General features: G+C 37.9%; 18 protein-coding genes and 1 other annotated feature. Of the genes, 9 read left to right on the top strand and 9 right to left on the bottom strand.

The genetic code is table 11. The annotated features are described in order from the left end of the window. Positions 1-3 precede the first annotated feature (3 nt). The 3 genes from PYW42_RS03240 to PYW42_RS03230 all read left to right on the top strand — a co-directional run bounded on the left by PYW42_RS03240 (position 4) and on the right by PYW42_RS03230 (position 1,777). Complete coding sequence (locus PYW42_RS03240) at positions 4-837, top strand: amino acid ABC transporter substrate-binding protein (protein WP_002409607.1); 834 nt, start codon at positions 4-6, stop codon at positions 835-837. Positions 838-1,012: 175 nt separating this feature from the next. Beyond that, positions 1,013-1,456, top strand: coding sequence for a hypothetical protein (locus PYW42_RS03235; protein ID WP_002388800.1), 444 nt, complete (start codon positions 1,013-1,015; stop codon positions 1,454-1,456). A gap of 96 nt (positions 1,457-1,552) precedes the next feature. Continuing rightward, positions 1,553-1,777 (top strand): DUF3955 domain-containing protein, encoded by a 225-nt coding sequence (locus tag PYW42_RS03230; protein WP_002383054.1) that lies wholly within the window; start codon positions 1,553-1,555, stop codon positions 1,775-1,777. A 55-nt stretch (positions 1,778-1,832) separates the two neighbouring features. Here the strand turns inward: PYW42_RS03230 and leuS are convergent, their stop codons facing one another. Beyond that, a complete protein-coding gene (gene leuS, locus PYW42_RS03225; protein WP_002364766.1) occupies positions 1,833-4,247 on the bottom strand; it encodes a leucine--tRNA ligase in 2,415 nt (804 codons plus the stop codon). A gap of 120 nt (positions 4,248-4,367) precedes the next feature. After that, positions 4,368-4,600: a binding site (T-box leader), on the bottom strand. A 50-nt stretch (positions 4,601-4,650) separates the two neighbouring features. After that, a complete protein-coding gene (locus PYW42_RS03220) occupies positions 4,651-6,864 on the bottom strand; it encodes an autolysin (protein ID WP_002388928.1) in 2,214 nt (737 codons plus the stop codon). Between the two features lie 315 nt (positions 6,865-7,179). On the opposite strand from PYW42_RS03220, the gene PYW42_RS03215 reads away from it, so the two are divergent. The 5 genes from PYW42_RS03215 (at position 7,180) to mnmM (ending at position 11,230) form a co-directional block, all read left to right on the top strand. Continuing rightward, positions 7,180-7,839: a DUF1700 domain-containing protein gene (locus PYW42_RS03215; protein WP_002388913.1), complete on the top strand. Its 660-nt coding sequence runs from the start codon at positions 7,180-7,182 to the stop codon at positions 7,837-7,839. After that, positions 7,839-8,864 carry a DUF4097 family beta strand repeat-containing protein gene (locus tag PYW42_RS03210; RefSeq protein WP_002388870.1) on the top strand — a complete coding sequence of 342 codons (1,026 nt, stop codon included), beginning with the start codon at positions 7,839-7,841 and terminating at the stop codon, positions 8,862-8,864. The genes PYW42_RS03215 and PYW42_RS03210 overlap by 1 nt, the downstream gene beginning before the upstream one ends. Before the next feature lie 168 nt (positions 8,865-9,032). Then, on the top strand, positions 9,033-9,683 hold the full coding sequence (locus tag PYW42_RS03205) for a phosphatase PAP2 family protein (RefSeq protein ID WP_002355669.1): 651 nt from the start codon (positions 9,033-9,035) through the stop codon (positions 9,681-9,683). Positions 9,684-9,698: 15 nt separating this feature from the next. After that, entirely contained in the window at positions 9,699-10,667 is a 969-nt protein-coding gene (gene mnmL, locus PYW42_RS03200) for a tRNA modification radical SAM protein MnmL/YtqA (RefSeq protein ID WP_010816096.1), read from the top strand. Beyond that, the gene (gene mnmM / locus PYW42_RS03195) at positions 10,667-11,230 is read left to right on the top strand and encodes a tRNA 5-(aminomethyl)-2-thiouridylate-methyltransferase MnmM (protein ID WP_002368069.1); all 564 of its coding nucleotides are present in this window, start codon (positions 10,667-10,669) and stop codon (positions 11,228-11,230) included. Before mnmL ends, mnmM begins: the two co-directional genes overlap by 1 nt. A gap of 57 nt (positions 11,231-11,287) precedes the next feature. On the opposite strand, the gene PYW42_RS03190 is transcribed toward mnmM, so the two are convergent. The 5 genes from PYW42_RS03190 to erfC form a co-directional block, all read right to left on the bottom strand. Beyond that, entirely contained in the window at positions 11,288-11,956 is a 669-nt protein-coding gene (locus PYW42_RS03190) for an ABC transporter ATP-binding protein (RefSeq protein ID WP_002363221.1), read from the bottom strand. A 4-nt stretch (positions 11,957-11,960) separates the two neighbouring features. Next, positions 11,961-13,040 (bottom strand): ABC transporter permease, encoded by a 1,080-nt coding sequence (locus tag PYW42_RS03185; protein WP_002355665.1) that lies wholly within the window; start codon positions 13,038-13,040, stop codon positions 11,961-11,963. A gap of 138 nt (positions 13,041-13,178) precedes the next feature. Then, positions 13,179-13,784, bottom strand: coding sequence for a TetR/AcrR family transcriptional regulator (locus tag PYW42_RS03180; protein ID WP_002388959.1), 606 nt, complete (start codon positions 13,782-13,784; stop codon positions 13,179-13,181). Positions 13,785-14,193: 409 nt separating this feature from the next. Beyond that, positions 14,194-15,963, bottom strand: coding sequence for a multidrug ABC transporter ATP-binding protein/permease ErfD (gene erfD, locus PYW42_RS03175; RefSeq protein WP_002355663.1), 1,770 nt, complete (start codon positions 15,961-15,963; stop codon positions 14,194-14,196). Beyond that, complete coding sequence (gene erfC / locus PYW42_RS03170) at positions 15,963-17,678, bottom strand: multidrug ABC transporter ATP-binding protein/permease ErfC (protein WP_002355662.1); 1,716 nt, start codon at positions 17,676-17,678, stop codon at positions 15,963-15,965. Before erfC ends, erfD begins: the two co-directional genes overlap by 1 nt. A 253-nt stretch (positions 17,679-17,931) precedes the next feature. Here erfC and PYW42_RS03165 point away from each other — a divergent pair, with 253 nt between their 5' ends. Beyond that, positions 17,932-18,594, top strand: coding sequence for a TetR/AcrR family transcriptional regulator (locus PYW42_RS03165; protein ID WP_002358755.1), 663 nt, complete (start codon positions 17,932-17,934; stop codon positions 18,592-18,594). Positions 18,595-18,674: 80 nt separating this feature from the next. On the opposite strand, the gene PYW42_RS03160 is transcribed toward PYW42_RS03165, so the two are convergent. Together PYW42_RS03160 and PYW42_RS03155 are read right to left on the bottom strand one after the other, a co-directional pair. After that, the gene (locus PYW42_RS03160) at positions 18,675-19,466 is read right to left on the bottom strand and encodes an alpha/beta hydrolase (RefSeq protein WP_002355660.1); all 792 of its coding nucleotides are present in this window, start codon (positions 19,464-19,466) and stop codon (positions 18,675-18,677) included. Between the two features lie 38 nt (positions 19,467-19,504). Continuing rightward, entirely contained in the window at positions 19,505-20,971 is a 1,467-nt protein-coding gene (locus PYW42_RS03155) for an MDR family MFS transporter (RefSeq protein WP_002364774.1), read from the bottom strand. Between the last annotated feature and the right edge of the window lie 72 nt (positions 20,972-21,043).

The following is a 21,043-nucleotide window of genomic DNA, read 5'->3' as shown; positions in this document are numbered from 1 at the left end:
TTTATGATGAAAAAGAAATATTCTTTAGCCTTGCTGGTTATCTGTTGTAGTTTACTCCTATTTGCAGGTTGTGGTAAAAGAAAAAGCAACGAAGATCAATGGACACGGATTAACGAAGAAAAACGGATTATTATTGGCTTAGATGACTCCTTTGTGCCCATGGGTTTTCAAGATAAATCAGGCAAAATTGTCGGCTTTGATGTCGACTTAGCCAAAGCGGTTTTTAAACTTTATGGCATTTCCGTTGACTTCCAACCGATTGATTGGTCTATGAAAGAAACAGAATTACAAAATCAAACCATTGATCTTATTTGGAACGGCTACACTAAAACGAGCGAGCGGGCCGAAAAAGTTCAATTCACACAACCTTACATGACGAACGATCAAGTACTTGTTTCTTTAAAAGTAAAAAACATTGCAACAGCGAGCGACATGCAAGGCAAAATTTTAGGGGTTCAAAACGGCTCTTCTGGCTATGATGGCTTCGAAAGTCAGCCTGACGTTTTGAAAAAATTTGTTAAAGACCAAACGCCTATTTTATATGACGGCTTTAATGAAGCTTTCTTAGATTTAAAATCTGGCCGAATTGATGGGCTCCTAATCGATCGCGTCTACGCCAACTACTATCTTTCCCACGAAGATAATTTAAAAAACTATACTATTTCTCATGTCGGCTATGACAATGAAGATTTTGCTGTGGGCGTCCGCAAATCAGACAATCAATTAGTCCAAAAAATCAATACTGCCTTTGAAACGTTACGAAAAGATGGCACCCTTAGTAAAATTTCTCAAAAATGGTTTGGAGAGGACGTTACAAATAACACAAAAATAAACTAAATAACGAATAAAAAGGTGTACTGCTGACTTAGTACACCTTTTTATTTGAATCAAATTCTTAGCAAATTCTAACTTATGAAGAACTTTTATTTTTGCTACACTAGTAAAAGTCGAGAGAATTTGTCCTTTTCTGCCTAGAACAATCATTACTCTCAATAAATGAAAGGAGAAAAAAATGCCTACTAATAAAAAAGAAGTAATGCTTTTTACTACGTTAATGTGCTTTCTGATGGTTTTCGGAATGAGCACCTATAATTTATTATTGCATGGAGAATTTTCATTGTACGCCTTATCAAAAGGTTTGCTTCCTGGATTTATCGTTGCTTTTATTTTAGACGTTTTCATCGTTGGTGTCTTAGCTAAGAAAATCGCTTTTTCTTTACCCTTTAATAAAGAAAAACGGCTATTACTTATTCTGACCATTTCGAGTCTCATGATTATCGGCATGGTGACTTGTATGTCTTTATTTGGCTTATTAATGGAAGGCCAGACGTTGTCACTAAGTGCGTATTTCCAAGCTTGGGGCCTGAACTTTATTGTTGCCCTTCCTTATCAATTGCTGATTGTCGGTCCCTTTTCACGTATGATCTTAACCAATTACCAACAACGACAAACTTAGAAAATAGATTTCTTATCTAAGTTTTAACAGTTGCCTAAAAAAAAGTTAACCTTTTTGATTTATCTTAGTGATAGTTCATTAAAGGAGGAACTGAAGTTGAAAAAATATCGTATTAGCTTATTTCTTGGCTTGATTAGTCTTTTATTATTTATGATCTCTATTTTAGTTGGATCAACATTATCTAGCGATGGACTTTTAAAAGAACCCGCCTTTTTCTGTACGCCGCTTGGTTACTTTTTTCTCTTCATCGCCTTGCTTTCGGTTATAACAATCACATGTAAAGAACATATGAATCAAAAAGGTAAAACAAAACAACCTTAAAAAGAGCCAGACGTTTTGACACGTCCGGCTCTTTTTTTAATAAAAACATGTAAACTTAATTTGCAACAATATTTACTAATTTATCTGGAACAGCAATCACTTTGCGCACTGTTTTTCCTTCAATAAATTCTTTAACAGCTTCATGGTTCATTGCAATTTGTTCTAATTCTTCTTTGCTTAACCCACGAGCGACATTTTGTTTGCCACGTAATTTTCCGTTCACTTGGAAAACTACTTCCACTTCATCTTCTACTAAGGCTGCTTCATCATAGGTTGGCCAAGGGACATAAGTTAAACTTTCCTCGTTACCTAAAATTTGCCATAGTTCTTCACCAATATGTGGCGCGATTGGCGCAAGTAATTGGACAAATCCTTCCACATATTCATAAGGTAAGGCATCCACTTTATTGGCTTCATTCACAAAAACCATTAATTGAGAAATCGCTGTATTAAAGTGCAAGTTTGCCATATCTTCTGTCACTTTTTTAACCGTTTGGTGATAAACTTTCGTTAAACGGCCATCATTAATTGTGGTAATTCGGTCACGCATTTTGCCTTCTTCATCAACAATCAGACGCCAAACGCGATCTAAGAATTTACGACTTCCTTCTAAGCCATTTTCATTCCAAGCAATGGAAGCATCTAACGGGCCCATGAACATTTCATAAAGACGTAATGTATCCGCACCATATTTAGCCACCACATCATCGGGATTTACAACATTGCCACGTGATTTAGACATTTTTTCGTTGTTTTCTCCTAAAATCATACCTTGGTTGTATAATTTTTGGAAAGGTTCTTTGGTAGGAACCACACCAATATCATATAAGAATTTATGCCAAAAACGAGCATAAAGTAAATGCAGCACCGCATGTTCGGCACCACCAATATAGATATCAACTGGTAACCAACGTTTTAATTTTTCAAAATCAGCAATTTCATTTTTATTATGAGGATCAATGAATCGTAAGTAATACCAAGAGCTTCCAGCCCATTGTGGCATAGTATTCGTTTCACGTTTTCCCTTCATACCAGTTTCAGGGTCGACGACATTGACCCATTCATCAATGTTTGCTAATGGCGATTCCCCAGTTCCACTTGGGCGAATATCCGATGTTACTGGTAAACGTAGAGGTAACTCAGATTCAGGAACCGTTGTGGTTGTTCCATCTTCCCAATGGATCACAGGAATTGGTTCACCCCAGTAGCGTTGACGAGAGAATAACCAGTCACGTAAACGATAAGATACTTCTTTTTTCCCTACGTGATTTTCTTCTAGCCACTCATTCATTTTAGCGATGGCTTCTGCTTTGTTTAATCCATTTAAGAAATCAGAATTGATATGCGGTCCATCCCCTGTATAGGCTTCTGTTGTAATGTCGCCACCTGCGATTACTGGTAGGATATCAATGCCAAATGTTTTCGCAAATTCGTAATCCCGTTCATCATGCGCTGGGACCGCCATGATTGCGCCTGTGCCATAGCTTGCTAAAACATAATCGCCAATCCAAATTGGAATTTCTTGGCCATTAACTGGATTTATCGCATACGCACCTGTGAAAACACCTGTTTTTTCTTTTGCTAAATCCGTTCTATTTAAATCAGATTTTTTTGAGGTTTCTTCAATATATGCTTCTACAGCTGCTGTTTGTTCAGGTGTCGTAATTTTTTTCACTAGTTCTAGTTCAGGAGCTAGAACAGTATAGGTTGCACCAAACAAGGTATCAGGACGGGTTGTAAACACCGTGAAACTTTCTTCTGTGCCAGCGACTTTAAAGGTCACATTGGCTCCTTCAGAACGTCCAATCCAATTTCGTTGCATATCTTTAATACTTTCTGGCCAATCAACAAGCTCTAAATCTTCTAATAAGCGATCTGCATAAGCAGTAATTTTCAGCATCCATTGACGCATTGGTCGGCGAACCACATCATAACCGCCACGTTCACTTTTTCCATCAATGACTTCTTCATTTGAAATAACAGTTCCTAGTTCAGGTACCCAGTTAACCGCAACTTCTGCTTCATAAGCTAACCCTTTTTCATATAATTTTGTAAATATCCATTGTGTCCATTTGTAATATTCGGGATCAGTGGTATTAATTTCGCGATTCCAATCATAGCTGAATCCTAATGAATTAATTTGGCGACGGAATGTTTCGATATTTTTCTTAGTAAATTCAGCTGGGTCATTTCCTGTGTCTAACGCATATTGTTCTGCTGGCAAACCAAACGCATCCCAGCCCATTGGATGCAACACATTATAGCCTTGCGCACGTTTCATACGTGAAAGAATATCGGTTGCTGTATAGCCTTCCGGGTGACCTACGTGTAAGCCTTGTCCAGATGGATAGGGAAACATATCTAGTGCATAAAATTTTTCTTTATTTGGGTCGTCCAATGTATTGAAACAATTGTTCTTAGCCCAATATTTTTGCCATTTTTTCTCAATCTCTTTGTGATTGTAGCTCATGTTATTCCTCCTAGTAATATAAAATTTTTCATTCTTAAAATTTGCCACCTGCAGCCATTGTCACTATTCTGACTTAAACTAGCTACTTAGTGATAAAAAAAAGTCCTATAGGAAAAATTCCTATAGGACGTGAACATACAAATGCAACGTGGTACCACCTAAATTCGTCAAAGAAACGGTTATTCACCGTCACCTTAACCTCAAACGTCTTAACGATCGTCACCGACTTTTCCTACTTGGTTTGTTCAAAAAAGTAACTTAAAGGCGAGTTCAAAAGCTTCTGTACGTATTTCCACCAGCCATACGCTCTCTATCACATGGTTCTTTCTACTATTCCTTCTCATTGTTTTTTTCTATTATAAGACTCATGTTACCAAAGATAGCTATTTTTTTCAATCTTAAATTAACCAACTTTTAAAGTTTGACCAATATAAATTGTATCCCCGCTTAAGCCATTTAATTGTTTGATTTTTTGGATGCTGATTCCGTATTGCATTGATAAGCCCCAAAGTGAATCACCGCTTTTAACTGTATGGCGTTTGCCTGATGCACTATTTGTTGAAGAAGCATTGCCACCTGCAGAAGCGCCTTTTTTCACGATGATTGTTTGACCAGCAAAAATTAAATCGCCTTTGATCCCGTTCCATGAACGTAGATTAGCAACACTCACGCCAAACTGTGCAGAAATTTTATTCAGCGTATCACCTGATTTAATCGTGTAGGATGTTGTCGCACCGCCACCATTATTCGTAGGCTTGTTCGTATTCGTTGAACCTGAGTTGGCGCCTTTTTTCACGATAATCTTTTGACCAGCAAAAATCAAACTACCGCTGATGTTATTCCAGGCTTGTAAGTTAGCCACACTAACACCGAATTGTGCAGAAATTTTGTTCAAGGTATCGCCTGATTTAATCGTGTAGTACGTATTCGTTCCTGATTGATTATTGTTAGAACTACCGTTGCTTGAGCCACCGGTGTTACCTGAAGTACCTTTTTTCACAATAATTTTTTGACCAGCGAAGATTAAATCGCCAGAAATGCCATTCCATGAGCGTAAATTAGCAACACTCACGCCATATTGGGCGGCAATTTTGTTCAAGGTATCGCCTGATTTAATTGTGTAGTACGTATTCGTTCCTGATTGATTATTGTTAGAGCCACCGTTGTTTGAGCCACCAGTGTTACCTGAAGCACCTTTTTTCACGATGAGTTTTTGACCAACGAAAATTAAATCGCCAGAGATGCCATTCCATGAGCGTAAATTAGCAACGCTCACGCCATATTGGGCGGCAATTTTATTCAAGGTATCCCCTGATTTTACAGTATAGTACGTGTTCGTTCCTGATTGATTATTGTTAGAACCACCGCTGCCTGAGCCACCAGTGTTACCTGAAGCACCTTTTTTCACGATAAGTTTTTGACCAACGAAAATTAAATCGCCAGAGATGCCGTTCCATGAGCGTAAATTAGCAACGCTCACACCATATTGCGCGGCAATTTTATTCAAGGTATCTCCTGATTTTACAGTATAGTACGTGTTCGTTCCTGATTGATTGTTCGAGCCGCCTGTTCCTGGATTAACTATTCCGCCCCCAGTATTTCCACCAGAAGATGGTGTATCATATTGAGTTAAGTTATATGCGGTAATGACATTATTTAATTTAGCATTGTAGCTAGGATCTGTCGCATAACGACCTGTTAACCAAGCAGTTGCATCGCGGTACGAGCTTGTATTGCTTTTCCAAGCCCCAGCATAATAGTAAACGCCCGCTTGGAAAGAAGTTGTTTTTAGCACGTGCGCATTATCTTGGAATGATTCCATGTAAGAAGGATATTTACGGAAAGGTTCTTTTTTCACTAACCATTTGCCGTTTAAATATTCCCATGTATCCATATAGACAGATTGTCCATTGTAGCTGCCTTTAATCCCAAATAAGTTATAGTTTGGTGCCTTAGATAGCGTACTTGCTCCCCAACCACTTTCAACGATTGCTTGAGCCATCATCACTGATGCATATAAATCATTGGCTTGCGCAATAGGTTGTGCACAACGAGCTAACTCGGCAATAAATTCTGAAGGACTTTGCGTCGGTGATAACGCTGAAAAAGTTTGCGCAGAAGCTACTCTAGCTTCGGGTACTTTTACTTCATCATCTGGTGTAACCGCAGGCGCTGCTTCGGACTCGGTTGTTGAAGGAGCTACTGGCGCGATTTCTGCTACTGAAGAATCAGTCGTTCCTGATTCCACAGGTGTAGTTGAATCAACTGTTGGTTGCTCGGTACTTGGTGTTGTTGGTGTTTCTTTTGATGATTCAGTTGTCGATTCAGTCGTTGTTGACGAATCCGTTGTCGGTTGTTCCGTAGTTCCTGGCGTAGTTTCTGTTGTTGGTGTCTCTACTAAGCCAGTTTCCGTAGTAGGTGCTTGGGCAACTTCCGCATTTGTTGGCTGCTCTTCTGTTGCCTCAGCAGTCACTGGTAGTAACGCAACGGGCGTTCCTACAGATGAAACAATTAACGCCGAGCTGAATAAAGTAGTGCTCTTCTTCCATTGTACTGGCGTTTTCTTTCTTTGTTGTGCTTTCCTTCTTTCGATACGTGACATTGATTCTTTCTTCATTGATACGTCCCCAACTTTCCTTTTTTAACTTATATGTAAATGTAATTTTTTAGTTTTGTTATTATAACAAGTATACCTTTTTTTCTGGCGAATTAAAAACACTTCAACAAAATTTCATATTACTGTAACTAGATTGTAAAGAAGTAATGTTTTTTAACACGGATATACTCTCTTGTTACTACTCGGAAAAAACTGCGACTTTAGTTGTAGATGCTTCTTTACCTTAGTCTGATTTTTTTAATTCCTCTTGTTATTCGCCCAAAAAGAAATTATAGTTTAAGATGAGAAATGAATCGTGTAGAAAGAGGGAGCGGAATGAATAAAGAACATTTTATTATTGAGCTGAAAATTTATTTAAAAGCATTAAATCCAAAAGATCAAGCTATTATTCTTGCGAAATACAAGGCGTTATTTGATGCTCGTGTTGCGGAAGGCGAAACAGAAGAACAAGTGGCAAAATCATTGGGGAAACCACGGGTTATCGCAGAAGAAATTTTAAAAGAACAAGGCATTGAATTGACGGAACGAAAAATTGAAAATAATGGCTGGCAAGAAATTCCAGCGGCTACACCTGCTTATGATCATCCCTATGAAGAAGAATCTGAATTTTACTATGATAATGATTCTCCATACTATCAACGACCACAGCATCGGCCGCTAACCCGATTTTTCCAAGTGCTTGGTATTTTCTGTTTAAATTTTTTCTTCATGTTTTGGGTTATTTTAGGGATTGCCTTAATATACGTCGGTTGTGGCATTGCCGGAGCTGCAACTTTATTTTCACCAATTTATGGTATTTATAGTGTTATTACCCAGGCAAATGCCGCTTCCTTTTTCCAATTATCTATGAGTCTCTTTTTATTTGGTGCATCAATCATTGGTTGGTTACTGTTTCTACCAATTTTAAAATTTTCAGCACATGTCTTTAAGCGTTATTTCCAATGGAACATTGCTGTTTTACGAGGTGATATCTAATGAAAAAAACAACAGGGATTCTCTTATCCATTGCTGTCTTAGCGATGCTAATTGGTGGATCTGGCGCCGTCTATTTTTACAAACAAGCGGAAAAATCAGTCACGCCGCTAAAAGAAAGTTATACACTAAAAAATAAACAAGCAGGCGAAGAACTTCACTTATCCTTAAAAGGCAAAGGACCTTATACCATTTATAAAACTGATAGTAACAAAATGGGATTACGATCACCGAATAATGCCTTTTATTCAAAAGCTGAAGGCACCTTAGATGTCAAAGAAGAAAAAAATAAAATAACAGCAACCATCAATACCACTCGTACACAAAACCAACCCGAGTTGTCATTCTTTAATATTGGTATTTTTAGTGACTTCACACCGAACGTGAGTGTCCAGATTCCTAATAATGTGAAAAAGTTAGTAATTGATGGCTCAACCCATTCACCAGTTTCATTGAATGCTTTTAACGTAGACGAATTAACAACTAATCTACCAAATTCTTATGTTAGTCTATCGGGTGTTAAAGCCAAAAAAATGACGCTTAACTCTTCAGATGGTATCTACCTTTCAGCGGATACTTCCGCTAAAACAGCAACAGTTGAAACCACTGACGGCGATATAACGTTGGATTCAGCCTATTTCGATGAAATCAAAAATACGACTATTTCTGGTGATATTCGAGTGCAAAATACTCGCGGAAACATCCAAGCAACAACGACAGATGGCGATATTAGCGTCTATGATTTCAAAGGAGAAGCTAACTTTTCAAGTGAAAATGGTGATTTTTCTTTAGACATGCCTGCTGTGCCTAAAAAATTAACTGTCGCTCTTGTCCATGGAGATATTTATGTAAATTCTGGAGAAATTTTGCGTAACATTTCAATCAAAGGTGAATCAAAATTAGGCGATGTTCAACTTTTAAACAAAGAGCGAACATCTTATAAGAATGGTCGTGCGGATACAGAGTTTAACCTTTCTAGCGAATTCGGCGATATTACCGTTGATACTCCTGATGATGATAATCAATAACCATGCACCATTTAAAAAAGTTCTGGCACCACAATGAGAGATTGTGGTGCCAGAACTTTCTTAATATCTGTATCCCCTCCAAATCAGGCAATGAAATTATCTTTTAATTTTTTACTCTTTTGATGGTATAATACGGATTGTTGCGATTAAATTTTGAAAGGATTTTTTATGAAAAACAAACTTTATTATCAATTTGCAGGTAGTTGTTTTCTTTTAGTATTTATGTTTTTAGGCTATGTTGTTCGTTTTTATCCAACCTGGCTCAAAGGCTTTGATCAAACGATTACTTCTTTTGTTCGTCGTCCTTTTCCACAGCTAAATAACTTTTTTATTTGGTACACCAAATTTGCCAATTCATTGACGATTATCATCTTAGCAATCGTTGTCATTGCTCTGTTTATTGTTTGGAAATATTATGCTGAAGCATTATGGCTCTTTATTAATACTGCCTTAATTGCTGGCGTAGGTAATTCTTTATTAAAATTATTCTTTATGCGCCAACGTCCTACTTTGGAGCATTTAGTAACTGAACATACGTATAGTTTTCCTAGCGGACATGCTGTAGGAAGTACCTTGTTCTACGGCACAATTTTATTGATTCTGCCAATTTTCATTAAAAATAAAACGGTCCGCCTTTGTGTGCAAATTTTACTAGGTATTGGGATTTTCATGATTGGAGTTAGTCGAATCTATTTAGGTGTCCATTTCCCTAGCGATATCTTAGGTGGTTTTTGTCTTGGTTTAGCTTGGTTGTTATTAAGTTACCCTATTTATTTAGAAAAACGCTTTGTTTGGCGATTTCAAAGCAAACAACGCTAGAAAGAAGTCTTGATTATGCAAATTTTTCCTTATTCAGATGATCCAAATAAACGCTATCACACTTGGAACTATGCACTTCGTCAACAGTTTGGTGAAAAGATTTTTAAAGTGCCAATTGATGGTGGCTTTGATTGCCCCAATCTTGATGGGACGGTTGCCAAAGGTGGTTGTACGTTCTGTAGTGTTTCTGGCTCAGGCGACATGATTGTTGCACCTAGCGATCCCCTGCCGCTTCAATTTCAAAAAGAAATCCAATTGATGCATCAAAAATGGCCAACTGTCGATCAATACATTGTTTACTTCCAAAATTTCACCAATACACATGCGCCCGTTGACGTTATTCGTCATCGGTTTGAACAAGTAGTCAATGAAAAAGGCGTCGTTGGTTTATCCATTGGTACCCGTCCTGATTGTTTGCCTGATGAGGTAGTGAACTATTTAGCCGAATTAAATGAACGCTTTTATTTATGGGTAGAGTTAGGTTTGCAAACCACATTTGAGGAAACTAGCGCTGCCATTAATCGCGCTCATGATTATCAAACATATCTAGATGGCGTGGCTAAATTACGGAAACACGGGATTCGGGTCTGTACACATTTAATTAACGGGCTACCTGGTGAAACCCCCGCTATGATGCGCGAAAATGTGCGGCGAACTATTCAGGATTCAGATATCCAAGGGATTAAACTGCACTTACTTCATTTAATGACAAATACCAAAATGATGCGGGATTATAATGAAGGACGCTTACAATTGATGAGCAAAGAAGCCTATGTTTCAGTGATTTGTGATCAGTTAGAAATGATTCCACCCGAAATTGTTATTCATCGCTTGACAGGCGATGCTCCCTTTGAAACAATTATCGGACCGATGTGGAGCTTGAAAAAATGGGAAGTCCTCAATGCGATTGATGCGGAAATGAAACGCCGCAACAGTTATCAAGGAAAATATACTGTCATTTCAGGAAAGGAAGTTTTCAATTAATGCTACAAACAGCCCTACATTTTAGTCACCAACTTTTAAAAGAAGTGGTGGAACCTGGCGACTTCGTCATTGATGCAACAATGGGAAATGGTCATGATACAGCATTCTTAGCAGAGCTGGTTGGCCCTTCTGGTGAAGTTTTCGCCTTTGATATCCAAAAAGAAGCGTTGATCAATACAGAACAAAAGTTAACAGAACTTAATTTACTCCCACAAACTACGTTATTTCCATTAGGACATGAACATCTTCATGCTGTCCTAGATGAAGAAACAGAAATCACTGCCGCTATTTTTAACTTAGGCTATTTACCTAAAAGTAATAAGGAAATTATTACAAAACCCACTACGACTAAACAGGCGTTAGATGGGTTACTGCCTCATTTGGTAAAAGGAAGTCGCATTATTTTAGTCGTTTATTATGGCCACGAAGGTGGTTCAGAGGAACTTGATTTGGTCACTAATTACACGCAAGCCTTACCACAAGATGTTTACAGTGTCTTACGTTATGAGTTTATCAATCAAAAAAATCAGCCACCTGTTCTTTTCTGTATTGAAAAGAAATAAGAGAACATGGTCGGATTGTTTCCAGCAATCCGATCATGTTCTCTTTTATTTGTTTTGTTACTCTGTCAATTCACCATCACGAATACGAACCACTCGATCACAGTATTTCAACAAACGCTCATCATGTGTCACCATGATAATCCCTTTATCTTTCTCTTTGGCCTCTTTCGCTAGTAATTGGACAACATCAAACGCCTTTTCTGTATCTAAACTAGCCGTTGGTTCATCTGCCAAAATTACGTCTGGCTCATGATACAATGCACACGCAATGGCTACCCGTTGTCTTTCCCCACCAGAGAGATCACGAGGATAACTATTTCGTAATTCTTTTAAACCCAACGTCTCTAACAATTGCTCTTTTAATTCACTATTTTTACGTGACTTATCAACTTTTTCAATTAAGTGAAATTGATCTTCCACTGTTAAAAATGGCACCAAATTAGAGCTTTGTAAAATAAAGCCGATTTTTTGAAAACGTTGCGCCAAACGTTGTTTTTTCGTTAACTTATTTAGTGATTGCCCGCCAACAATGACTTCGCCACTTGTCGGTGCCTGTAAACCAGCTGCAATCGTTAAAAAGGTACTTTTACCAGAACCAGAAGGACCAATTACTGCGACAAATTCACCTGGCTGAACCGCAAAAGATAATTCTTTTAACGCGATCACTTCTGTATGTTTTTCACCATATTTTTTATAAATATTTTTCATTTCTAAAACATTTGCCATGTCTCTAACCTCCAATCGCGATTAACGGATCAATTTTAGCAATCGTTCGAATTGAAAATGCCCCGCCAATTAATGCAGATAAAATCAATAGTACACTAAACAAAATCATGCGTGGTCCATTAGTTGCATAAGGCATCGCTTCTGGTAAAAAGAGCACGGTAATTCCCGTTAAAGCAAGACCAATCGCCACTCCTAGAACAGCCAATAAAGCGGTTTGTAGCATGACTGCCTTTGCTAAGAAACTAGTCGGCACCCCTTGAACTTTTAAGACACCGAACATTGCTGTTTTCTGTAAAGTCATCACAAAGATAAAAATACCGATAATGAACGCTGCAATCACAATCAAGAAATAAATCATGCCATCCAAGGTCAAGTTTTGAGCGCTGTATCCTGGCAGTTTTTCAATAAAATCTGAAATTGAAAGAACTTGGCTGTCTTTATTAGTCGTTTTAACTTCCGCGTTATCCTTGCTGCGAACAATAAAACCATTAACCATTTTGGCCATTGCTGGATTGTCACCATATTTAATTGACCGCCAAGTATCCAGAGAAGTGTAAATAACTGGCACAATGTTATAGCTACTTTTAGAAATAAAGCCGACAATTTCTAATTGCTCATCATATTTTCCTGCAGTTAATTTGTCGCCAATTTTAAATCCTTGATTTTTCAATGTTTCTGAAGCAATCACTTGATTTTTATCAGTAAATGCGTTTCCTTCAATCACTTTTGGCATTAAAAAACTTTCTTTTTCAATCCCAAATAAGCTAACATTCGTTAATTCAGCCTTTTTATCATCTGCTGGGCGGATGGCTAACGACTGTTGACCAATCGGTGCAATTTTGCCTCCTGAAATCGTCTCTTTCACGTTTTCATCTAACACTGATACATTTAAATTACTATTGGCCTCTTTTGATAAAACCACTTGATTCGCTTGCCATTGATCTACGGCTAAACGATTTCCTTGAGCTAAACCGTTCGCTAAACCTGACAAAATAAAAATTAACCAAGCAATCAAGACCATTACTAAGACTACAAGGACGTACCGTCCTTTTGAATACTTCATTTCATTAAATCCTAAAAACATGAATGGTTCACCTCTTTCTTCTTTTCGAAATAAACTATATCACTTATCAATCGATAAATCAATAATTATTTATCGATTGATAAGTGAATTTCACAAAAAAATAGAGAAGTCTGTTTTTCAACAGGGCTTCTCTATTTTTTATTTGTGACTTTTCAAAACGCCATGTAACATAAATTGAATAAATTTTTTGACATCGTCATCCACTGTTTTTCGCTGGTACGTTTTTTCAATACTTAATAATGCACTAACGTTATATAAAATAAACCGAGTTGCATCATCTACACTGATGCCCTCTTGTAAGCAATTGGTTTCAGGTTCACTTTCAAAAATAGCCGCAATATTATTGATATAGGTTTTTTTGAAAATTTGATACAGCGTACGATTATAATCAGGGCCCATTTCTTGAAACATGTCGTTCAACATTAAGAAAAGATTGGTCGGATGTTCATCTAACAAAACTTTGATTAATTGATAAAGTTTTTCTTCTACTGATGCATTTCCAGAAACAATTGGGACTAATTCTTCCTTAACACGGGACGTTAATTCTTCAATCACAGCTAAATACAGTTCTTTTTTATTTTTAAAATGGTGATAGAGATTCGGTTGGGTAATGTTCGCTTTTAAAGCAATTTCACGAGTGGAGGTATTTTTGAACCCCTTTGTCATGAATAATTCAGAAGCGACAGACAAAATAATTTGCCGTGTACGTTCTAAATCAGCTTTGCGTTTATTTGGCTTTTCCATGGTTTTCTCGCCCCCTGCTGCTTTTTATTTTAGCATATTCTCCGGCAAGAAACGAGAGACCTTTATACAAAAAACGAAAAATATACAATTAATGTGCCTACTATTTGGAGAAGAACCGCGCAATAATACCACCGCTGCAGATGTGTCAGCCAGCCTTTTTCGCCCCCAAAATAAATCAACCACTGCAGTCCATATAAAAAACTATTAGCCAACAACCAAAAAAGTAGTGCCGATTTTGTCCATCGATTCTCTCTGAATACACTCAGTACAAATAAAGTATTTAGCACCAAAAACGTGCGCCGTAATTGCCGTACATTCCTCATTTTTTCCATTGACATTTCTCCTTTTTCTATTTAGCATAGCAAAAAAAGAAGCAAATGAGAATGACTCATTTTGCTTCTTTTTCAACTTATTCAAAAACAAATTGATTTTTATAAAGTTCCGCATAGAATCCATCTTGTTCAACTAGTTCATGGTGGTTGCCTTCTTCAATGACTTCACCGTCTCGTAAAACAATAATCCGATCCGCATTTAGAATCGTTTTCAAACGATGGGCAATCACAAAACTGGTGCGCCCTTTAATTGCTTCGTCCATCGCTTTTTGGATTTTAGCTTCTGTTACTGTATCAACATTACTTGTTGCTTCATCCAAAATTAATAATTCTGGATTGGTAATAATCGTTCGTGCAATACTTACTAATTGCTTTTGCCCCGTACTGAAAAGGTTATTCTCTTCCGTAATCTCAGTATCGTAGCCTTGCTCAAGATTTACAATAAATTCATGGATATTCGCTTGTTTCGCTGCTTGAACAATTTCTTCATCCGTGGCCTCTGGCTTACCAAAAGCAATATTCTCACGAATTGTTCCTGAAAATAGAACGGACTCTTGCAAAACAATGCCTACATGTGAACGCAAGCTATCTAAATCCATTTCACGAATGTCCACACCATCAAACGTCACGGCGCCTTCATTCACATCATAAAAGCGATTCATTAAATTCATAATCGTTGTTTTTCCTGAGCCTGTCGGTCCGACTAAAGCGACCATTTCACCTTTATCCACATGAATAGAAACATCTTTCAACACAGGCGTTTCTGGATTATAGCCAAAAACAACATGATTTAAAGCCACAGCTTTGTTAATCTCTTCTAATTTTCCGCCATTTTCGGGACGAATTTCATCTGGTTCATCAAACATCTCATTTAAACGACGAGCGCCTGTAACAGCTAATTGAATCATGCTATAACCTGAAGAAATTTGCATTAATGGTTGATAATATTGTTGGGAATATTGGACAAACATAACGACTAAACCTAGCGCAGCGGCACGATCAACAGAGCCATTGATTGCTAACCAACCACCAAAGAAAATAACAATCGCCGTATTGACTAATGACATTCCTTGCATCATTGGGAAAAGTAATCCTGAATACACTTGACCTTTATACGTAGCTGCACGAACTTTTTCATTTTGCTCTAAAAAGCCGTCAATGGTTTCTTCTTGTAAGCCATTAGTGATAATCACACGTTGCCCACTAATTTTTTCATCCATATAGCCATTTAATTTACCCACTTCATCTTGCTGTAAATCGACATATTTGCGCGCCTTGCTAATCACAAAGACCGCAATTAAAATCGCAATCGGCGTAGAAGCAATTGTGGCCCATGCTAGTTCCACATTTTGACGGAACATCATGATTAAGACACCAACCAATAAGGCAATATTGGTTAATACTTGTAGCAACGCTTGGTTTAAACTGTTTTGGATGTTGTCTAAATCACTAGTAAAACGACTTAAAATTTCACCATCTTGATGAGAATCAAAGAAACGAATCGTCAATTTTTCTAATTTATTAAACAAACCAATCCGCATGCGGTTTGTCGATTTCCCCACGACTTGTGTAAAGAGAATACTATAAATGAAACTAGCGGCACTAGTTAAGACATAAAAAATGAGTAGTTTCCAAATGACAGAAACGAACGCACTTTTATCGTCTTTTCCTTGCATCACATTAACCGCATATTTCGCTAATTCCTGAATAGCTTCCCCAACGAATTGCGGCGCTTTGACTTGTAAATAAGTCGCTGCGAAAATTGCTAAGAAAATAAAGAGGAAAGAAACTTTGTAACGTTTTAAATAATGATAGAAAAATTTACTAGCTTTTATTAAATCAGTCATTAAGCTTCCTCCTTTCCTTTTTGAGTTTCGTAAATTTCTTGATACACGGGGTTCGTAGCTGCTAATTCTTCATGCGTGCCTTCCCCGACTAAACGTCCATTATCCAATACTAAAATACGATCTGCATGGACAACAGAAGAAATTTTTTGGGCAATAACGATCGTGGTAGTCTCTTTTAACTCTTTATCCAACGCTTCTCGGACTAACCGCTCCGAACGAGCATCCAACGCGCTGGTGCTATCATCTAAAATCAAAATTTTAGGTTCACCAATCACACCTCTTGTAATTGATAACCGTTGTTTTTGTCCACCAGAAAAGTTATTACTCCGTTCTTCGACGGGTGCATCATAACCTTCTGCTAATTTTTCAATAAATTCCTTGGCTTGGGCGATGCCTGAAGCCCGTTCCATGTCCGCTTCAGAAGCGTCACGTTTACCATGGCGTAGATTTTGCGCAATCGTTCCAGAGAACAGGATTGCTTTTTGCAACACAAAGGAAACTGTTTTTCGTAAACTGTGTTCGTTCACTTCTCGTAAATCGACACCACCAACTTCAATCTTTCCTTCTGTCGGATCAAACAAACGTGGAATTAATTGTGCCAATGTAGATTTACCAGCGCCAGTTGCGCCCACAATCCCAATCATTTCACCTGGCTGAATAGAGAAAGAGATGTCTTTCAAGGTATCTTCTTCATCCCCAGGATAACGGAAAGATACGTGATCAAACTCAACACTACCAATTAACTCTTGTTCTGGGACTTTTTTGTAGGTAACATCTGGTTCTGTTTCCATCACTTCTTTAATCCGCTTAATGGAAACAGCGGCACGAGAAGTCATCATCATCATCATTCCGCCGATAATAATCGCCATCATGATTTGCATTAAATAGTTCATAAAGGAAGCGACACCACCGATTAAAGTTGGATCATCCTTGACTAAGTTACTCACAAAGAAAATCGAGCCTACAACGGCTAAGTTCGCAACCAACATAAACGCTGGAATCATCACAGCAAATAAGCTACCTACGATTAAGTTATGGGTGGTTAATTCTTCACTCACTTTTGTAAAACGTGACAGTTGATTTTTTTCTTGAACAAATGATTTGACGACACGAATGCCTAACAAATTTTCTTTTGCAATACCATTAATCTTATCAATCAAGTTTTGAATAATCATGAAATGCTTGCCCATTTGCGAAAAGGACAGCATAGAAATCAAAATAACTGCGATGACAAGTGCAACAATCACCCACCATAGTTGTGGCAAGGTTAGCATCGCTAAAATAAAACTCCCGATAAATAAAAAAGGAATTCTAAAAAGTGTCTGCAACGCAATCATAATGACATTTTGAATTTGAGTAACGTCATTTGTTAAACGAACAACTAAGTTACCTGCTGAAAATTTTTCGATATTGCCAAATGAAAAGGTTTGGATTTTGCGGAAAGTTGCTTCACGAATGTCAGCACTGACACCTTGGGCAACTTTGGCAGAAAAAATTGTATTAATAACCCCTGCAACGAGTCCTAATCCTGCAATGGCAATTAATTGAATCCCTAAGTTTTTCATTTTGTCGCTATCGTCATTCATAATTGCTTCCAACACTTGTTGTAACAATTTTGGTTGCCAAAGTGCTGAGACAACCATTACGATCACCGCCAACAAGGCAATAACTACCGAGCCTTTGTATTTTTTGGCGTGTTGAATAATAAGGTCCATCTTATCCCTACTTTCTTAAAATAGTTCCCTGCTTCTTCAGTGTTGGTCTGCGAATTCTTCCCCATTACAAAAAAATCAATTTGCTCATTGACTTCACCAATTTAACACTGTAAAATAAGACCGATTCATAATTTACCATTTTTAGTGGTAAAATACAAGCGAACAAGTTAATTTTTCACAAGTTTTTCCTATCATAAAGTGTACCTTCTTTTTGATAAACTTACGAAGATAACGTTTAATAGGAGCTAAAATCATGGAACCGAAATTATCAAAAGACACGATTATTGCAGCCGCATTTTCTTTGTTAGAAAAAAGTCCCACTTTAGAACAACTTTCTATGCGTAAAGTCGCCAAACAGCTTGGTGTACAGGCGCCCGCAATTTATTGGTATTTTAAAAATAAGCAAGCCTTACTTCAAAGTATGGCTGAAGCGATTGAAGAGCACTTTCAAGAACCTGCATTATGTGGTGAATGGTATTCTGACTTACTAGCCTTCATGGAAAACTATTATGATCTCTATCAACAATTTCCCTGTGCCGTAGCTATCGAAATCCAAACCGTCCCTGCCTATCCCCAACGATTACGCCATTTGAATCAAATGATGGGCATTTTAAGAGAAGCAGGTTTTTCACCAGAAATGACTCATTTAGCAGTAACGTCTTTACAACATCTTTTATTTGGGATGATTATGGACGCAACGGAGGAAAAACAGCTCGTTTCGCAAGTATTGAACGGAGATGACTATTTAAAAGAACAAGTGCTGCACATGAAACAATATGTCTCCGACAATGAGTTAACGTACATGGAGGAAAGCATTCAATTTCGACACTCCATCCACCAAAAATCCGCCTTTATTCAAGCCGTTAAAACCTACTTAGATGGGTTGCAAGCAGACAACACATCTTCATCTAAATAAAAAAAGCCCTTGGTCCGTCAGTCATTTCGACTGACGGACCAAGGGTTAACCTTTAAAATAAATAGCGAAAACTACTTTCTCTATTTTGGTATCGGTAGCCAAGCCAAGGCTTTTTGAATCCATTCATCCCAGAACACCCAGTCATGTTCTCCTGGTCCAGTTTCAAAAGTGTAACTTGCCTGTGCCTGTTCCAACGCTTGAGCCATCTGTTGATTGGCAGAAAGTAACATATCTTGCTCCCCACAACAAAGGTAAAATTGGGGCATTTCTGTTTGGCTTTCTACTAATTGTTGTAATAAATACAGCGGATCGTGAATGGAACCTTCAATTTGATCTAACGGGCCAAAAATACCTTCCCAATAGCTTCGCTTACGGACTTTTAATAATTCCCCAAAACTAGTGGATGATAAACTGACTGCCCCAGACAAAGAAGCAACGGCTGCAAAAGATTCTGGTTTCGCTAATCCTAATTTCAAGGCGCCATAACCACCCATTGACAAACCAGCGGCAAAGGTTTTTTCTCGTTTTGTACTTAACTGTGGAAAGAGTTGATGACAAATTTTCGGTAATTCTTCTGAGATAAACGTCCAATAGTTCATATCGTATTGTGTGTCCGTATACCAAGCTAAATCCGTGGACGGCATAATGACAGCAATCCCCAAATCAGCGACATACCGCTCAATAGAGGTTCTGCGAGCCCAGACACTGTGATTCCCTCCCATCCCATGTAATAAATACAACACGGGAATATCTGTTAATGCTGCTTGGGTACTTGTGCCCACTTTTTTTACCGTTTCTTGTGGTAAAATTACGTTCACATTCACTTCCATTTCCAATACATTTGAATAAATATTTGCTTGTAAAAAGGCCATCTACTTTTCCCTCCAATACTCTTTCTATTAGTGTACCACTAAACCTTCGCTCGTTGCGCTTTTGCGAAAATATTTAACAAAAGAGCGACAACAACTAAGCCCGCACCGACTAAGTAAACATTATGCAGACCTGCATAGAGGATACCGCGTAATGGTTTTAACAACGCAGCTGGAATTAAATTTGCAGTATGTGGATTCACTAATTGATTCATGACATCTGCATCGACGTTTAACGCGCTCGCTTCCAATTTCGCAAACATTCCTGCATTTAAAATCACACCAAAAATTGACACCATCACAGTCTGCCCAATTGTACGCACCAACGTATTAAACGATGTTGCAACCCCCATTTTTTCAGGCTCCACTGTACTTTGTGCTGTCACCGTAGTCGTTGTGATAGTAATCCCAAAACCAACTCCTAAGACAGAAGACACTACAAAGAAAAGCCAAAACGGAACGGCCATTGGCATTACCACTAAAAAGATGGCCCCGACTAATAGAATCGATAACCCAATCGTTAAGACTTTTTTCATAGCATATTTTTCCATAAAACTACTTGCTATAAATGATCCAGCCATCCAAAGTAACGACATAGGCGCTAAAACTAAGCCACCAATTCCTGCACTTTTTCCTAAGACACCTTGCATCCACATCGGAATGTAGACATCAATCCCCATTAAGAAACCGCTAATAAGCGCTGCAATAAGATTTACTAAAACAAACGTTGGTTGATTAAATAAATGCAAATCAATCACTGGGTCTTGCGCGCGTTTTTCTATCATCACAAATGCTACAAAAAAGAGCACACTCAAACTCAAACAACCAAATGTTACTAATGTAAAACCATTATCGCTAATCATTTGAAAACCTAGCAATAACGTTAGCAGCACTGCCATCAAAGTAACGCTGCCCAAAATATCCATTGGCATCTTGGTCCGTTCCCGCTTTGGTTCAACTAAGAAAATACTAATCAAGCCCAATAAAACAAGTCCAATAGGAACATTAATGAAGAAAATCCAATGCCAACCGACTGTATCTACAATAAAACCACCTGCTAACGGACCAAAAATACTAGCAATTCCCCAGGCGGCACTGTTTAAACCTAAAATTTTCGCTCGCTTGTCCAATGAATACATATCGGCAATAATCGTTAACGCAACTGGTAAAATTGCGCCTGCACCCACACCTTGAATTGCGCGGGCAATAATTAAAGTCAACATATCTTGAGCAAAGCCACACAACGAGGAGCCCAAAATAAAAATGATAATGCCAATCATGAAGACAGGTTTACGACCAATTTTATCCGCAAGTTTCCCATAAATCGGTGTTAACATCGCATTCGTTAATAAATAAATTGAAAATACCCAGTTCATAATTTCCATGCCATGTAACGAGCCGACAATCGTTGGCATCGCAGTAGACACAATGGTCCCTTCAATGGCTGTCATAAATGTTGCCACAAAAACACTCACCGTGACTAATTTAACATTTGTTTCTTTTGCCATTTGTTCACATCCTTTTCTATTCAATTGTCAATTTTCTAAATTGCTCCATAGCTATTCTATACAAAAAAGAAC

Origin of the sequence: Enterococcus faecalis (genome assembly GCF_029024925.1) — a bacterium.
GTDB classification, from domain to species: domain Bacteria; phylum Bacillota; class Bacilli; order Lactobacillales; family Enterococcaceae; genus Enterococcus; species Enterococcus faecalis.
This window is presented reverse-complemented; position numbering and strand designations above follow the sequence as displayed.

Bases quoted from the DNA above. Each gene is read 5' to 3' on its own strand.
- erfC (WP_002355662.1), bottom strand. From the start codon at position 17,678: ATGGACCTTATTATTCAACACGCCAAAAAATACAAAGGCTCGGTAGTT.
- PYW42_RS03240 (WP_002409607.1), top strand. From the start codon at position 4: ATGATGAAAAAGAAATATTCTTTAGCCTTGCTGGTTATCTGTTGTAGT.
- PYW42_RS03210 (WP_002388870.1), top strand. From the start codon at position 7,839: ATGAAAAAAACAACAGGGATTCTCTTATCCATTGCTGTCTTAGCGATG.
- erfD (WP_002355663.1), bottom strand. From the start codon at position 15,963: ATGACTGATTTAATAAAAGCTAGTAAATTTTTCTATCATTATTTAAAA.
- PYW42_RS03165 (WP_002358755.1), top strand. From the start codon at position 17,932: ATGGAACCGAAATTATCAAAAGACACGATTATTGCAGCCGCATTTTCT.
- PYW42_RS03155 (WP_002364774.1), bottom strand. From the start codon at position 20,971: ATGGCAAAAGAAACAAATGTTAAATTAGTCACGGTGAGTGTTTTTGTG.
- PYW42_RS03160 (WP_002355660.1), bottom strand. From the start codon at position 19,466: ATGGCCTTTTTACAAGCAAATATTTATTCAAATGTATTGGAAATGGAA.
- mnmL (WP_010816096.1), top strand. From the start codon at position 9,699: ATGCAAATTTTTCCTTATTCAGATGATCCAAATAAACGCTATCACACT.
- leuS (WP_002364766.1), bottom strand. From the start codon at position 4,247: ATGAGCTACAATCACAAAGAGATTGAGAAAAAATGGCAAAAATATTGG.
- PYW42_RS03215 (WP_002388913.1), top strand. From the start codon at position 7,180: ATGAATAAAGAACATTTTATTATTGAGCTGAAAATTTATTTAAAAGCA.
- PYW42_RS03190 (WP_002363221.1), bottom strand. From the start codon at position 11,956: ATGGCAAATGTTTTAGAAATGAAAAATATTTATAAAAAATATGGTGAA.
- PYW42_RS03185 (WP_002355665.1), bottom strand. From the start codon at position 13,040: ATGTTTTTAGGATTTAATGAAATGAAGTATTCAAAAGGACGGTACGTC.
- PYW42_RS03180 (WP_002388959.1), bottom strand. From the start codon at position 13,784: ATGGAAAAGCCAAATAAACGCAAAGCTGATTTAGAACGTACACGGCAA.
- PYW42_RS03205 (WP_002355669.1), top strand. From the start codon at position 9,033: ATGAAAAACAAACTTTATTATCAATTTGCAGGTAGTTGTTTTCTTTTA.
- mnmM (WP_002368069.1), top strand. From the start codon at position 10,667: ATGCTACAAACAGCCCTACATTTTAGTCACCAACTTTTAAAAGAAGTG.
- PYW42_RS03235 (WP_002388800.1), top strand. From the start codon at position 1,013: ATGCCTACTAATAAAAAAGAAGTAATGCTTTTTACTACGTTAATGTGC.
- PYW42_RS03220 (WP_002388928.1), bottom strand. From the start codon at position 6,864: ATGAAGAAAGAATCAATGTCACGTATCGAAAGAAGGAAAGCACAACAA.